Raw genomic sequence first — 13,937 nt, 5'->3', positions numbered from 1 at the left:
GTCATCGCGACGAGGCTCCCGTTCTGCATCAGGCTTTCCATTCGCTCCATTACACGTCAGGTGTCAGGACACAATGCCGCAACTCTTCTTAGCCAACAGGGGCAGCGCCTCGGGATTGATCGACGAATCCTCGGCGTCGCTGTCCAGCGCCGCTGTCACGATCCTCGATTCCAGGCTCAGTGAGCGGCAAATGCGGGATTCTGTCGTCTCCCACCAACATTTGCGTGCCGCCCCAGGCGCAATCCCGGGCTACGCTCGCGACATCACCGGATCAATCTCAACCGCGGAGACACTGTACTGGACCGACATCGACGGAACACCGGTTGCCTCGATGTCGCAGGGAGCACTGCGACGCATTGCCCACAGCAAGCTCGATGACAGCAGGGTCCGGCTTGCCCTGTGCACAAATTTGCCCGGCTTCCTACGCCATCTTCCGTTCTGGGAAGGAATCAATGCAGTTAAACCAGGTTCCACGCTCACCTACCACGATGGGCGTCCCAAGGTGCTGGATCAGGCGATTGCGACGGAGCACCCCAAGCTGGATCTTTCCGAGGCGGCTGAACTGCTGCTGGCTGAACTGACACGGTCCATGGAACGCCGCATCCTGTCCTACGGGAAATTGAGCGCTGATGTGTCCGGCGGCATGGATTCAACCAGCCTGGCCTACATTCTGGATTCACTTCAGGAAGAGAGCATTTACTACCATGCGGGTACGGACGATCCCCATAACCGGGATAGCCAGTACGCGCGTCGAGCAGCATCGGAACTACGCGGGCAATTCACTGAGCTGGAGTCACTGACCGCCACATCAGGCGCGTTCAGCGAATTCGACCAGAACATCCGGAGCCTCGATGACGGTCCGCTGGCATGGGCCGGGAATTCCAAGCACCTCGGATTTTTGCTCACAGATGCCTCCCGGCGTGGCGTCAAGGCTCACCTGACGGGCGTTGGTGGCGACGAATTGTTTGATCCACTTCCCACAACCGCCCTGGATCTCCTCACGACTTCATCGTGGAGGGCCGGTCTGCGGATCATTCGGCGGTTAGGCAAAATGCAGCGGTGGTCCACGCTGGCAGTAGCCCGCGCGGTGGGATCCAACGTCAACTTTGAAACTGAGATGCTACGGCGTATTGAAGCCCGGGCGGGGAACATCGTGGGGCCGGCCGAGGCCTTCTCATGGGCGCCCGGCTTCGGCATTTCTAAATTCGCCACAGCAGAAACCCGGGAAGTAGTGGCGCAAAAAGTGAAGGATGCGCTCACACAGGGAGCCCGCCCGCACCATAAGGATCGCTTCAGGCATCAGATGACCGAGGCAGTCATGTTCCAAGGCGAAGTTGTGCGGCAAGTGGGCCATGCCTACGAACACCTCGGCGTCGCTTGGGAGGCGCCCTTCTTGGACGATGCGGTAGTCCGTCTCATTCTGAGCCTGCCTACTGACATCCTCGTTGGAACCCGCGATAGCAAACCGCTCCTGGCGCGGGCGACGGAGCCTGTTGCCCCCCGTTGGCTGTTCACCCGCGAAGACAAGGGTGAATACAGCTCCGACCTGTTCACCGAGTACAAGAAGCGCCGGCACGATCTGTCCCGCCTTTTCGACGAAAGCTATCTGGTGGACATGGGCCATATCAACGCTGACGCTGTACGCGATGCTTTGAGCATGCCGGTCGTCAGCACGGACGAGCTCTTTGAAATCGAACAACTCGCCGGCGTCGAGAGATGGGTTAGGGCCATTCAATGAGGAAGAAGACAACCCGCACCGTCGAGGCTGGAGACGTATTCCGGCCTTCACCGAAAATTACCTTCAACGTAGATGATGACGGGGTAACGGTGTTCGACGCCCGAGGCGGCACCTACTGGCGTGGAAATGCCACAGCAGCGGACGTCATGGCCGGAATCGAGCAAAATCTCAACGTCGGTGCCGTCGTTGACAGAATTTCTGAATCCTACGGAGTTGACCACCACCGCGTGCGTCAAGACGTACACGCTTTGATTGACGAGCTCCAGCAGTCAGGAATCATTCGGAGGGCCAGCTCATGAGTCTTCCCATCAGCCCGCAGCCGACCGTCATGCCACAGGGGCTGTTCCGATTGCGGACTCACGCGGTAGTCGGCGTCGCCTGGGTCATGACCTTGCTGCCACCGGCGCTGCTCCAGTCAGTTCTCCATGGCCTTTCACATTCACACCGTTCCACCAACGCCCACCAAGCGCGCCTCATGCGGGCAGCTGTATGTGCCGTCAGCGCCCGCTGCGCCGGCGAGGGGTGCCTGCAGCGGTCGATCGCAGCCTTCATGCTGTGCCGGATGGAAGGTCACTCTCCGGGATGGAAAACGGGGTACCAACTTGAGCCCTTCGCCGCCCATGCATGGATTGAAGTGGATGGGTTGCCGATCGATGAGCCCCACCGCATCCGCAGCTACGTCCCCGTCCTCACCGTGGCCCAGCCCGGAGAAGCGAGTAACAAATGAAGACCGCAGCCAATGCTTCCCGACGCGCCGGGCTGACCGAACTGTTCCGCCACGTAGCCGTTCAACGCCGGCTCGTTGCCCTCATCGTGCTCCTCAGCCTTCTGGGATCCGCGCTTTCCTTGGCGCAACCTTTGCTGGTCCGTGAAGTGATCGACCGAGTCAGTGCTTCCAAGCCGTTGGACCTCTTGCCGTGGCTTGTGGGTGGGCTCATCCTTGTGGGAGGAGTTCTTGGTGGCATCCGGCAGTACCTGATCCAGCGCACTGCTGAGACGGCCATCAGGAGGTCGCGCCACAATCTCATCGACCACATCCTTCACCTGCCGGTACCAACATTGGACCAGCGCCGTGTAGGCGATCTCGTCGCCCGTGTCACCACCGACACCACCGTGATCCGGAACATGCTCAGCCAGGGCTTTGTGGAGTCCTTCGCTGGCGTTTTCACCATCATCGGCGCGCTCGTGGCAATGCTCTTTCTGGACCCGGTTCTGGTGATCATTGCCCTGGGAGCCGCCCTGGTCTCGGTCGCAGCGGTCGTTTGGGTCACCTCCTACATCGAACGCGCCAGCCTCGGGGTTCAAACTGCCCTGGGGAAACTCTCGTCCTCAATGGACCGCGCCATCCGGGCGACACGAACTGTGCGCGCAGCCAACGCAAGTACACGTGAATCCCAACGCGTTAAGGAAGACGCGAACGGCGTCTGGACCATTGGACTGCGTGTTGCGGCCACCACAGCCTTGGTATCCCCGATTTCCTCCATCGCCATGCAAGTGACTTTCCTCGCCGTTATCGGGGTTGGCGGGCTCAGAGTGGCATCGGGCGAATTGACGGTGGCGGACCTCGTTTCCTTCATACTCTTCCTGTTCCTCCTCATCATGCCCCTCGGCCAGCTCTTCGGAACCGTGAGTGCCATCGGGGAGGCCCTTGGAGGCGTGGCGCGCATTAACGAGATCCTGCAGCTCCCCACCGAACAGGACGCGCCCGTCGTTGTGGGCAACGTGGTCCCCACCATCAGGGATTCCAGCTTGGTTTTCCGTGGGGTGAGCTTTGAGTACGACCATCCTTCCGGGGAGACGGAGGGGCCCAGTCTGCGTTCAACTTTGAGCGATGTCTCATTCCAGATCGAATCCCGTCAGCGGGTTGCAATCGTCGGCCCCTCCGGCGCCGGCAAGAGCACCATCCTGAACCTTATAGCCCGCTTCTACGATGCTTCCGATGGGCAAATCCTGTTCGGCGGAACCGACGTTGACCAAGTAGCAAGGTCGGCGGTCCGGGCCAACATTGCCTATGTGGAGCAGGACGCTCCCGCTGTTGCCGGAACCCTCCGGGACAACCTGAACATAGGGAATCCGGATGCATCCGACAAGGACATGATGGCCATTCTGGAACGGCTGAATCTCACGGCTGTCCTTCAGAGGTCAGAACTTGGCCTCGACGCGGAAGTAGGCGAGGGAGCGGTGCTCCTCTCCGGGGGAGAACGGCAGCGAATTGCTGTGGCCCGAGCCTTGCTCGCAAACCCTTCAATGCTTCTCCTGGACGAATCAACCTCCAACCTGGACGGAGTGAGCGAGGAAAAGGTGCGGGAGCTCATCGCCGACGTAACTTCGGGCTGCACCTTGGTCATCGTTGCCCACCGCCTCGCCACCGTGCAAAGCTCTGACTTGATCCTGGTGCTCGATGAAGGCAAGGTCGTGGCAAGCGGTACCCACACAGAATTGATGCAGACGTCGCCTCTTTATCGGGAACTCGCTCAGAACCAATTCCTGACAAATGAGATGGCCTATGAACCAACGACACCCGAGCACGACGCAAAGCGCTGATCCAGACAACGTTCACGTCTCCGTAGTCCGGGAAACGATCATTCCCGTTCTACTGAACGGCTTGGTCGGCATCATCGTGGTGGCAGGGCTTTGGATCACCGTGGTTCCGCCGGAATCACCGGGCAGGCTGGTCCAACTGGCTTTGGGGGGCCTTGTTGTTCTGGGACTCTGCCTTCGGTCAAGGTTTCCTTGGCTAGCTGCCGCTTGGACCGGCGTTGTGACGGCCGTTGGCTGGAGCTTGGGAATGACCGAGGATCCTTTCCTGGTGACAGGGCTCTGCCTGTACGTTGCCGCGGAACGATTCGGGACACGCCTCTTTCCTGCATGGCTGATCGTGCTGGAAATTCTTCTGTTTGCGTCCTTGCTTCTGGTCTCTGCGGAGGGCGCCGAAGCGAGCATCCGGGGCATCATCCTGGGCGCCGTCATCATCGGGGCCGCATGGGTTTTGGGAATTCGCACCCAACGCATGCGTTGCGAAACCGAGCGCAATGCCCGGGCGCAGGAACGGCTTCGCCTCGCACGGGATATCCACGACGTACTGTCCCACACCCTGGGAGGGATTGGGGTGCGGGCGGGCGTCGTGGCCCATGTAAAGTCGTCCACCCCCGACGATCTGCGATCTGCACTGCAGGGCATCGAGTCCGACGCCCGTGATGCGTTGGGCCAACTTCAGGTGTTGATGCGACAGGAACGTAGCGAAACGGCTGATGACGCTCCGCCGGGAAGCCTTCCGGAACTGGTGCGGGAGCTGTCGCAGCCGGCCATACGGGCCGGTATATCTGTCGTGATCGACGCCGACGAAAGTGCCCACGATCTTCCGGCCGCGCAGCGAACCACCGCGTATCGAATCATTCAGGAAGCCCTGACGAACGTGATCCGGCATTCCGGAGCAGGAACCTGCCGGATCACCATCAGGACTGAAGGCGACGACCTGCGGATCAGCGTCCTCGACGACGGCCCGGGGGCGGCTTTGGCCTCCAAGAACGGTCACGGACTCACAGGCATGCGTGAACGGGCTCAGTTATTGGGCGGGACCTTCGAAGCAGGACGGGAGACCAATGGATACCGTGTGGCTGTTTCACTGCCGGGAACTGCAGGGAGGGCGCACAGCCGATGAATGAAATCAGTGTGCTCATCGCAGACGACGATGCTCACATCAGGACGTCACTGCGCCTCTTGATCGACGACGAGCCGGACATGACCGTGTCCGCCGTGGCTGTGGACGGCGCGGAGGCCGTGGAGTCCATCTTGGAGCATCAACCGGATGTGGCCCTCATGGATGTTCGAATGCCACGGATGACAGGCCTTGAAGCTGCAGGCATTCTGGCCTCCCGGAAATCCAGCACCCGGTTGGTCATGCTGACCACCTTCGATATGGACGATTACGTGTACCAAGCTCTCCGACAGGGCGCCTCCGGCTTTCTCCTCAAGAATGCGCCGCTGCCGGACATCCTCAAGGCAATCCGGACCGCACATGAAGGTAACGCCCTCCTCGCCCCGGAGATCACCCGCCGCCTCATAGACCGCTTCACCCAGAGCCCGGCCGCACACGACCGCATCAGCGAACTGACAGTCCGCGAACGCGAAACCTTGACCCTCATCGGACAAGGCGCCTCCAACAACGAAATAGCGGCTGCCCTGTTTCTCACGCGAACCACGGTGCGGACCTATGTGAGTAGAATCCTGACGAAACTGGACGCGCGGGACAGAGCCCAACTTGTTGTCATCGCCTACGAAGGCGGCCTGGTGGGCCCTTCGCCCGTTTAGGAACGTGCCACGACTGTCAACACCTGCAGACAGACAAGCGATGCCGGTCCGGATTGACTTGAGTCATGCCAGCATCTTCCACAGCGACCCTCGACGTGCGGCCGGGGTTACGAACCACCATGGCCCGCGCCGTCAGGGCCGAGACCACCAAACTCCTGACGCTGCGTCTTTGCCTCAACACCATGGCGGGAACGGTGCTGCTCACGGTGTTTCTTTCCTGGATACTGACAAACCTGATCGACGCTGCCCATAAGGCAGGGAGGCCGGAGGAGGCAGCTGGCCTTGAGGGAGGTACGGCCTTTCTGGTCATCCTTCACTATGGACAAATAGGGGTCATCCTTCTTGCTGCGTGGTCGATGCACCAGGAATCGGACAGCGGCTCGCTTCGTAGCACCTTGATCAGCCTCCCGCAGCGCAGTGCCGTGTTGGCTGCCAAAGCGATCGTGATTGTCGCTGCCGTATTCATCACGGCCGTCCTGAGCGTGTTCGGGTCGGCAGGTATTCGTTGCGCGGTCATCGACTGCACCACCGAAACAAGCCAGATAGCAGCAACTCCACAAGCGGCATCAGGAATCCTATGGGGCGTGGTCCTTTACTGGATACTCATCGCCCTGTTCACCTACGCCTTGTCGGTGGTCCTTCGCAGCGGATTGGCGGCCATGGGCACGGTCTTGGCGATGGCCCTCATTGTCTCCACCTACATGGTGAACATCACCCCCCTGGCCAAGTTCCTGCCGGATCAGGCGGGCGCCCAGCTCTACCAACTGCCCCCTTCCGCGCCGGACGATTTGGGACCTGCGACGGGCGGATTGGTCCTCGTGGTGTGGGTGGTCGCAGCGTTGGTCGCTGCTCTTGTTCTGTTCCGCCGCCAACCAGTTCGCCGCTAAGTGACATCGACTACCGAGGAGATCAGACAGTGATCGAGATTAAGAATTTGAGCAAGAAATACGGGCAGTCGGACGGAATTATCGACGTCTCACTGACGGCCGAGCCCGGGAAAGTCACCGCCTTTCTCGGCCCGAACGGGGCTGGCAAGTCGACCACGTTCCGTCTGCTTCTCGGCCTCGACCGGGCGGACAGCGGGTCCGCGCTCATCGAAGGAAAGCCTTACCGGGACCTCATCGCCCCCCTCTGGACCGTTGGAGCTCAGTTCGATGGCTCAGGAGCCCACAAGGGTCGCACAGCCAAGGCCCATCTCACTTGGCTGGCTCAGTCCAATGGCATCCCGCATTCGAGGATCGGTGAAGTCCTGGAGCTCGTCGGACTTGCGGACGCCGCCCGGAAACGCGTGGGAGCGTACTCATTGGGGATGGGTCAACGGCTGGGGATCGCCGCGGCCCTCCTCGGCGATCCACGCATTATTGTTCTCGATGAGCCGACCAACGGCTTGGATCCCGAAGGTATCCGCTGGATCCGGGGGCTTCTGAGAACCCTCGCGTCCAACGGCAAGACTGTCCTTATCTCCAGCCATCTCATTAACGAGGTCCAGCACGTAGCTGACCATATCGTCGTCATTTCCGGTGGCCGCATCGTCCAGTCCGGAAACGTCGTTGATCTGGTAGCCGGTCACCATGACCTGGAAGCCGCCTACTTTGACTGGACCGGCAACGCAGCTAAGGGAAGCGCCGCATGACGACACTCGTCGACACTGCCCGAACGCCCAGTCTGTTCCGCGCCGAACTCACCAAGCTCGTCACTTTAAGGTCCGTGTGGATCACTGCCGCCCTGACGTGGCTCATCGTCGTCCTCGTCGGGTGGTCCCAGGCGGGTCCGGTGGGGGAAGCGCTCCGAACGAATGACCCCGGACTTGCCCCAGGGGCGAGTCCGGAGACGGTGGGCTTCGACTGGGTTGCGCTGGGACTGATTGGAATCATTGTTATCGGCGTCATTTCCGCATCGAGTGAGTACGTGTCGGGCCAACTGCGGACCAGCCTGGTGGCCGCGCCGAACCGCGAGCGCCTGTACTTGGCGAAATGCACTGCGTTGACAGCGTTCGTCACGCTGCTGGGCCTGGTGACCATCCCGCTGTTGAGCCTGCTGTCCCAATCCGGTCTCGGCGAACTTTCCGTGGTGAACGGAAGCGTTCCGGCAAGCCTTATTCTCCGCTGGGCTGGTGCCATCGCTTTCTGGGATGCCATAGCCCTCATTGGGTTCGCGCTGGGCATCTTGCTCAAGCAGACGCTGATACCGCTGTTTGCGCTGATTGTAGTGTCGCAACTGTCGTTGATGTTGCTCTTGCTGACTCCGTCTTTTGCCTACCTGCCCACAGTGGCCGGGGTCCTGCTGTTTGATCCCGGCTTGGTGACGGGGTCATACCCGGCCGCGGACCTGGGTGCTCTCACCGCTGCGATAGTAACCTTCACCTGGACAGCCGGCCTCGTGGGTTTTGCAGGGTTCAAGTTCAGCACGCGGGACGCCCGCGGATAGCTGAACCACGACGGCGGTCCTCACCTCAGACTGAGGCGGGGACCGCCGTCGGGCTTGGCTTAGCGACGTTCGAGGCCGGTTTTCGCTGCGACTGAATATGTCCGGTTAGGCGTATGTTCACCAACGCCATCGAAATAGTCAGCTTGCTTACTAAAGCATCCTTCCCTAGGCTGGTTCAGGTCAGACAAACAACTCTCGCAGCACCGGCACATGCCCAAAAAGCAGCCGAACAAGAGGAGGAACAATGTCAGAACACAACATCGCAGGCAAGAAGGTCGCATTCCTTTTGACGGACGGCGTGGAGCAGGTGGAACTCACCAGCCCGTGGCAGGCCATCAAGGACGCCGGAGGCGAGCCCACCCTGGTAGCCCTCGACAAAGGCAAGCTCCAGGGTTTCAACGGCGTGGACAAGGGCGACACGTTCGACGTCGATCTCGCAGTTGCGGACGCCAACGCCTCGGACTTCGACGCCCTGGTTCTCCCGGGCGGCGTCGTCAACGCGGACAACCTCCGCGTGGACAAGGACGCCCAGAACTTCACGCGCTCCTTCTTCGAGCAGCACAAGCCCGTGGCTTCGATCTGCCACGGACCGTGGATCCTCATCGAAGCCGGAGTGATCAAGGGCCGCAACGTCACCTCGTACCACACGCTCCAGACGGATCTGAAGAACGCTGGCGCCAACTGGAGCGATGAAGAAGTGGTGTGCGACCAGGGACTGGTCACCAGCCGCAACCCGGACGACCTCCCCGCCTTCAACGCCAAGGTTGTTGAAGAGATCTCGGAAGGCCAGCACGCCGGCCAGACGGCTTAGCGGCCACCAGCGTCCTTAAGGCGAGTGCCGCCGTCGTACTTTCACAAGAAGTACGACGGCGGCACTTGCGTTTAACTGCCAGGAAGGCTCGTTCGCCCGGGCACTTGAGTGATTTGCAAAATATATAGACTGGTCTATTATTTCTTCATGCCATCCAAAGGAACCCTGACAAGAGAACGGCTCTCAGAGCCCCTGCTCCAGCCCGTCCAGACCAGCGGTGTTGACGCCGAAGACGCGCGGCCGCCGGTAGCCGTTCTTGTGCCGTCGGCGGAGACTGCGACCATAGCCTCTCGCACCAGGCAGAGCACCCAACCCCTTGCTGCGGCTGCTGGTGCGGTAGCGGAGCTTGTCAACCAGCGTTGCCAGACCGCCGGGAGGACGCGATGACACCCCACGCAGACTCCCGCAACGCCCTGGTCTTCGGGGCCTCGGGAATGGTCGGCCGGCACCTCGTCCTGACCCTTGCAAAGGCTGGCGCGAACGTGACTGCGGCAGTCCGGACCGCCGAGTCCGGAGCGCGTGTGGAGCGATGGGTCAGGGAGCATGGCCTGGAACGTAGCATCAGGACGACGATCGTCGACTTCGATGCTCCCGGGATCGTCACGGGTGGACCATCGACATTGCCGTTCATCACCGAGATCCACAACTGCGCCGGGACCTACCGATTCGGGATGACCGCCCAGGAGGCACGCAGCGCAAATGTTGGCATCGTCGAGAAACTGATCGACTTCGCAAAGGACCTCCCCAACCTGCAGCGCGTCGTCCACGTGTCGGGCTACCGGGTGGGCGGACAGGACCCCGCCACTGTCCCATGGTCAGATGACCACCGCATCGCGGTCTACAAGGAACTTGGCGCCTACGAGGCGTCGAAAGTGGAATCCGACGCCATCTTCCAAGCACGTGCCTTGGAGCACGGAGTCCCCTGGACGATCGTCAATCCGTCCAGCCTGATCGGCGACAGCGTGACCGGGGAGTCCGACCAGCTCATCGGCCTGGCTACCACCATCGCGCAAATCTGGGAGGGAGCCGTGGCCGCACTGCCCGGAAACGGATCGACGTTCCTCCCGGTCGTCACGGTCGACTACTTGGCTGCCTTCATGACGGCAGCAGCGGTCGATCCCACTGCTGCGGGCAAGGCTTATTGGGTTCTCGACGACGCTACCCCGCCGCTGGCTGACCTGCTCACCCACGTCGGGCGGCACCTCGGAGTCAAGGTTCCGCGGGTACGGATGCCGGTCGGCGTCATCAAGCGACTCCCGCAGCGGATCACCAGGGCGGATCCCGAGACACTTTCCTTCATGTCCGCCGACCGCTATCCGACAGAGTCAGCCATCGAGTTCGCAAACAGACACGGGATACAGATGCCGGACGTACTGGTGTCCCTGGAACGGTGGGCCGACTACTTGGCCGCACACCGGTTTGGCGACGCCTTGGCTGACGGCCGCCGATTCGTCGACGCCGGCGGTGTAAGGACATTCGAGCTCGGAGTAGCCGGATCCAGCCGGGTGGTCCTCCCCGGCTTGCCGGTCAACGCAGACACATGGGCCGGCGTCGCTTCGGGTGTCGGCGCGCGCGTCGTCGACCTTCCCGGACTCGGCCTCAGCGGAGGAACAGGCATTCAGGACTGGGAGCGGTGGCTTCCCGATGTGCTGGGCGGTGAACCTGCTGACCTCATCGGCCATTCCATCGGCGCGGCTGCGGCAGTGGTCGCGGCGGACCGGTTCCCGGAGCGGGTCAAGTCCCTGACACTGGTCGCACCGTTCTTCCTCCAAACCCCAACGGGCGTCCCAGCCGGGCTTCGGCCGCTCGTATCCACCTACCTGCGACACACCAATCCGGCGCGGCTGTCACGCCAACTGACCGGATCAGAAGCGAACGCGGCTGCTCTCCAGTCCAGCCTCAGTGACATCAAACGAAGCAGCGCCAAGAAGGTGGCCAGGCAACTCGCCCTTGCAGGATCGAAACAGTGGCGTAGCGAACTCCAGGAGGCCCTGGGGCGATTCACCGGCCCGGTCCGCATCATTACGGGAAGCGAGGACCCAATCGCCCCGGGCATGGTTGGGCAGCTCGAATCACTTCCGAACGTTGAGCTCGTCTCGATGCCGGGCGCAGGGCACCATCCGCAGCTGACTCATATAGATCCACTCGTCACACTCATCACGCAATCCGTCGGGTGAACAGGGGCCCCCGGTCCATGTTGAGAAATACACATGCCGATTGAGATCCGTCAACGAGCTCTGACCAGGAAGATAGCCAGAGGTTCAAACTGGCTACATATTTCAAAGCCAGTTCAGGGGATGCTGAGGTGATGTTGACACGCAGAATCGCTCAATTGCTTGCCGGACTGTCGCTCTTCGGCTTTTCCATCGCAGTCCTTATCAAGGCTGGGCTTGGGATCTCCCCATGGGACATCTTCCACCAAGGTCTGGCTCGGCTGACGGGGATCAGCACCGGAATGGTCATCGTCGCAATCAGCTTTCTGGTGCTCCTTCTGTGGATCCCACTGAAGATGCGGCCAGGCTGGGGCACCCTGGCGAACGCCGTCCTGATCGGCGCTTTCGTCGACTTGTCGATGCCTCTGATTCCGCAAGCCAGCGGGCTTCTCTGGCAACTCGTCTATCTTGCCGGGGGACTGGTGCTCCTGGCCGTCGCCAGCGCCAGCTACCTTGGGGCCTCCTTCGGCCCGGGCGCACGGGACGGGTTGATGACCGGCCTGGCCCAACGGACCGGCTGGTCGATCCGCAACTGCCGCACATTGATCGAGATAACTGTCGCCGCAGCTGGCTGGCTGCTGGGCGGAACCCTCGGGATCGGCACCATAGCCGAAGCGTTTCTGATCGGACCGCTGATTCAGTGGCTCATGCCCTTGTTCAGTGTTCCTTCAAGCCGTCAAGACCTCTCATCTCCGACCATTGGCAGCCGAACCGGCCGACCAGCATCAACGACGACGACATCAAACTCGTAAACTCCTACTGGGTCCAAACGATGTGTTCGTCGTACCCCGCGGGTGTGCTCACACAAGTGTTGGTGGCGGCAAGAAAGTCCACGGAGCGCCCTTCCGTCACTGTCTTCTACTTGCGGCTTTCCTGGCTCCTCAGGTCGGAACCCTGGGTACAACACAACAATTGTTGGCCCAATCCACGTGCCGCCTGCATTGCGAATCTCCCGCTCCTTGGACCATAACTTCTGGTAGCACGACGAGCTCGGCATCGCCGCCATGATGCTTGCCCTGGCGCGAAGAAATACAAACGCACACAAGCCAACGATCTCAAGCAGCACTGTAAATCACTGATCCGCACGACGTTTTACTTCCCTGGGAGTGGGACGGTGGGGAGTTTCGGTATCTCCCATGCCGCCCAGGGGCCCGCGTAGAGTCTGAGAATGAATCCTCTGGAGCAGCCTGTACTCGTTGCGCCCCCTTACAGGCTCCGCCCATTTACGGCAGCCGATGTTCCTGTGGTCCAGGAAGCCTCGAGCGATCCACTAATTCCTGCCATCACGACAGTTCCCGCCAGCGGTTCACGCCAGGCAGCTCTGGCCTTCATCCAAAGACAACACCAACGCTTAGTTGATGGCACCGGGTACTCCTTCGCTATTGCTGATTCCTCCTCTGATCAGGCAGTTGGCCAAATCGGACTGTGGCTAAAGAACCTCAGCCAAGGCCGGGCGAGCATTGGCTATTGGGTCGCGCCAATTCATCGGGGGAAGGGAGCTGCCTCCTCTGCTTTAGGTGCCCTCGCCGCCTGGGGTCTTGCGCACGCCGGGATTCATCGACTGGAACTCTACGTCGAGCCTTGGAACGAGGGCTCCTGGCGCGCAGCCGAGCGCAACGGGTTCGTACGGGAAGGAACAATGAGGAGCTGGCTAGAAATTGGCGGCCAACGCAAGGACATGTACATGTACTCGCGCCTTCCTGCTCGCCAGGAATCACGCTAAGCGAGGCCTCCCTGCTCTGCCGCGGTTTCGCTGTCCCACTTCCTTGGAAGTGGGCCGATCAGGGAAGGGACGCGGGCCGGCACGTTCAGCCACTTCTGTGTTCGGAGATGGCTTCCAAGGCAAGGAGCATCGCGTGGGCTTCCTCAACCGAGAAGTGCGTGACAAGAGGCCACTCCCACCCGGGACCGTAGTAGTCGTCGGTCACGGCAATACGAGCGATACGGATTGCTCCCGGCAAGTCACTGACGTCCAAACCTTCCCCGCTGTCCAGTGCATCGATAAGGCTGTTGCGCTTCGAGTGGAAGGCCGCGTTATCCGCAAAGTCCAGCTTTCGAGCGAAATGGTCCGACGATGACGCTGGACCGCTCCAAACACGCAGTGCCGTTAACAGGAAATCGCATAGGTCATCGGTGGGGTTTGTCAGCACTCTGGTCACACATGAAGCTAACCATGCTCGGCTGAGGGATGTTCCAGTTCCTTAGAACTGGGACGGCGTACGGCATTGGAACAATCCTCGTGGACGTAATTGTTAGGCAGGACTTCGTTGATCACGTTTCGATGAGGCTAGGTGTCCGCAAGGGGATCCTCATCCGGACGGCGGTGAGTCGCCGCAACCGCAGGAGCAACGGGATCCTCGACGGGGCGTTGCTTTCATCCGGTACAAGGTCCACCTAAGGCGCCTTTTCGGCGTACTCCTGGCGGGTAGTGCCATTG

The 13,937-nt window shown here is 61.0% G+C and carries 15 protein-coding genes; 13 read left to right on the top strand and 2 right to left on the bottom strand.

Going from position 1 to position 13,937, the window contains the following annotated elements:
* The first annotated feature begins 73 nt into the window (after nt 1–73).
* The 10 genes from HMI60_RS00565 to HMI60_RS00520 all read left to right on the top strand — a co-directional run bounded on the left by HMI60_RS00565 (nt 74) and on the right by HMI60_RS00520 (nt 9,287).
* Nucleotides 74–1,738, top strand: coding sequence for an asparagine synthase (locus HMI60_RS00565; RefSeq protein ID WP_193590360.1), 1,665 nt, complete (start codon nt 74–76; stop codon nt 1,736–1,738).
* Nucleotides 1,735–2,037 carry a PqqD family protein gene (locus HMI60_RS00560; RefSeq protein WP_081623356.1) on the top strand — a complete coding sequence of 101 codons (303 nt, stop codon included), beginning with the start codon at nt 1,735–1,737 and terminating at the stop codon, nt 2,035–2,037. Before HMI60_RS00565 ends, HMI60_RS00560 begins: the two co-directional genes overlap by 4 nt.
* Nucleotides 2,034–2,465, top strand: a complete 432-nt coding sequence (locus HMI60_RS00555) for a lasso peptide biosynthesis B2 protein (RefSeq protein WP_110504859.1) — start codon at nt 2,034–2,036, stop codon at nt 2,463–2,465. Before HMI60_RS00560 ends, HMI60_RS00555 begins: the two co-directional genes overlap by 4 nt.
* A complete protein-coding gene (locus HMI60_RS00550) occupies nt 2,462–4,282 on the top strand; it encodes an ABC transporter ATP-binding protein (RefSeq protein ID WP_193590359.1) in 1,821 nt (606 codons plus the stop codon). Before HMI60_RS00555 ends, HMI60_RS00550 begins: the two co-directional genes overlap by 4 nt.
* A 244-nt stretch (nt 4,283–4,526) precedes the next feature.
* Entirely contained in the window at nt 4,527–5,399 is an 873-nt protein-coding gene (locus tag HMI60_RS00545) for a sensor histidine kinase (RefSeq protein WP_193590358.1), read from the top strand.
* Nucleotides 5,396–6,049, top strand: a complete 654-nt coding sequence (locus HMI60_RS00540; RefSeq protein ID WP_193590357.1) for a response regulator transcription factor — start codon at nt 5,396–5,398, stop codon at nt 6,047–6,049. Before HMI60_RS00545 ends, HMI60_RS00540 begins: the two co-directional genes overlap by 4 nt.
* A 65-nt stretch (nt 6,050–6,114) precedes the next feature.
* The gene (locus HMI60_RS00535) at nt 6,115–6,936 is read left to right on the top strand and encodes a hypothetical protein (protein ID WP_193590356.1); all 822 of its coding nucleotides are present in this window, start codon (nt 6,115–6,117) and stop codon (nt 6,934–6,936) included.
* 47 nt (nt 6,937–6,983) lie between these two features.
* Nucleotides 6,984–7,682, top strand: coding sequence for an ABC transporter ATP-binding protein (locus HMI60_RS00530; RefSeq protein WP_227453621.1), 699 nt, complete (start codon nt 6,984–6,986; stop codon nt 7,680–7,682).
* On the top strand, nt 7,679–8,476 hold the full coding sequence (locus HMI60_RS00525; protein ID WP_193590354.1) for a hypothetical protein: 798 nt from the start codon (nt 7,679–7,681) through the stop codon (nt 8,474–8,476). Before HMI60_RS00530 ends, HMI60_RS00525 begins: the two co-directional genes overlap by 4 nt.
* A gap of 244 nt (nt 8,477–8,720) precedes the next feature.
* On the top strand, nt 8,721–9,287 hold the full coding sequence (locus HMI60_RS00520; RefSeq protein WP_018778399.1) for a type 1 glutamine amidotransferase domain-containing protein: 567 nt from the start codon (nt 8,721–8,723) through the stop codon (nt 9,285–9,287).
* 183 nt (nt 9,288–9,470) lie between these two features.
* Here HMI60_RS00520 and HMI60_RS00515 read toward each other — a convergent pair whose 3' ends face one another.
* A complete protein-coding gene (locus tag HMI60_RS00515; protein WP_193590353.1) occupies nt 9,471–9,677 on the bottom strand; it encodes a hypothetical protein in 207 nt (68 codons plus the stop codon).
* Here HMI60_RS00515 and HMI60_RS00510 point away from each other — a divergent pair.
* The 3 genes from HMI60_RS00510 (at nt 9,671) to HMI60_RS00500 (ending at nt 13,223) form a co-directional block, all read left to right on the top strand.
* Nucleotides 9,671–11,464, top strand: a complete 1,794-nt coding sequence (locus HMI60_RS00510; protein WP_193590352.1) for an alpha/beta fold hydrolase — start codon at nt 9,671–9,673, stop codon at nt 11,462–11,464. The two genes, HMI60_RS00515 and HMI60_RS00510, sit on opposite strands and share 7 nt — an antisense overlap.
* A 131-nt stretch (nt 11,465–11,595) precedes the next feature.
* On the top strand, nt 11,596–12,252 hold the full coding sequence (locus HMI60_RS00505; RefSeq protein ID WP_193590351.1) for a YitT family protein: 657 nt from the start codon (nt 11,596–11,598) through the stop codon (nt 12,250–12,252).
* A 416-nt stretch (nt 12,253–12,668) separates the two neighbouring features.
* Nucleotides 12,669–13,223, top strand: a complete 555-nt coding sequence (locus tag HMI60_RS00500) for a GNAT family N-acetyltransferase (protein WP_193590350.1) — start codon at nt 12,669–12,671, stop codon at nt 13,221–13,223.
* 85 nt (nt 13,224–13,308) lie between these two features.
* On the opposite strand, the gene HMI60_RS00495 is transcribed toward HMI60_RS00500, so the two are convergent.
* The gene (locus HMI60_RS00495) at nt 13,309–13,659 is read right to left on the bottom strand and encodes a hypothetical protein (RefSeq protein ID WP_193590349.1); all 351 of its coding nucleotides are present in this window, start codon (nt 13,657–13,659) and stop codon (nt 13,309–13,311) included.
* Nucleotides 13,660–13,937: the final 278 nt, after the last annotated feature.

Origin of the sequence: Paenarthrobacter sp. YJN-D (genome assembly GCF_015040335.1) — a bacterium.
Lineage (GTDB): Bacteria > Actinomycetota > Actinomycetes > Actinomycetales > Micrococcaceae > Arthrobacter > Arthrobacter nicotinovorans.
Note: the sequence above shows the minus strand (reverse complement) of the source record. Positions and strands in the feature narration are given on the sequence as shown.

Excerpts from the sequence above, each read along its gene's own strand:
- HMI60_RS00565 (WP_193590360.1), top strand. The coding sequence starts at position 74 with ATGCCGCAACTCTTCTTAGCCAACAGGGGCAGCGCCTCGGGATTGATC.
- HMI60_RS00560 (WP_081623356.1), top strand. The coding sequence starts at position 1,735 with ATGAGGAAGAAGACAACCCGCACCGTCGAGGCTGGAGACGTATTCCGG.
- HMI60_RS00555 (WP_110504859.1), top strand. The coding sequence starts at position 2,034 with ATGAGTCTTCCCATCAGCCCGCAGCCGACCGTCATGCCACAGGGGCTG.
- HMI60_RS00550 (WP_193590359.1), top strand. The coding sequence starts at position 2,462 with ATGAAGACCGCAGCCAATGCTTCCCGACGCGCCGGGCTGACCGAACTG.
- HMI60_RS00545 (WP_193590358.1), top strand. The coding sequence starts at position 4,527 with ATGACCGAGGATCCTTTCCTGGTGACAGGGCTCTGCCTGTACGTTGCC.
- HMI60_RS00540 (WP_193590357.1), top strand. The coding sequence starts at position 5,396 with ATGAATGAAATCAGTGTGCTCATCGCAGACGACGATGCTCACATCAGG.
- HMI60_RS00535 (WP_193590356.1), top strand. The coding sequence starts at position 6,115 with ATGCCAGCATCTTCCACAGCGACCCTCGACGTGCGGCCGGGGTTACGA.
- HMI60_RS00525 (WP_193590354.1), top strand. The coding sequence starts at position 7,679 with ATGACGACACTCGTCGACACTGCCCGAACGCCCAGTCTGTTCCGCGCC.
- HMI60_RS00520 (WP_018778399.1), top strand. The coding sequence starts at position 8,721 with ATGTCAGAACACAACATCGCAGGCAAGAAGGTCGCATTCCTTTTGACG.
- HMI60_RS00510 (WP_193590352.1), top strand. The coding sequence starts at position 9,671 with ATGACACCCCACGCAGACTCCCGCAACGCCCTGGTCTTCGGGGCCTCG.
- HMI60_RS00505 (WP_193590351.1), top strand. The coding sequence starts at position 11,596 with ATGTTGACACGCAGAATCGCTCAATTGCTTGCCGGACTGTCGCTCTTC.
- HMI60_RS00500 (WP_193590350.1), top strand. The coding sequence starts at position 12,669 with ATGAATCCTCTGGAGCAGCCTGTACTCGTTGCGCCCCCTTACAGGCTC.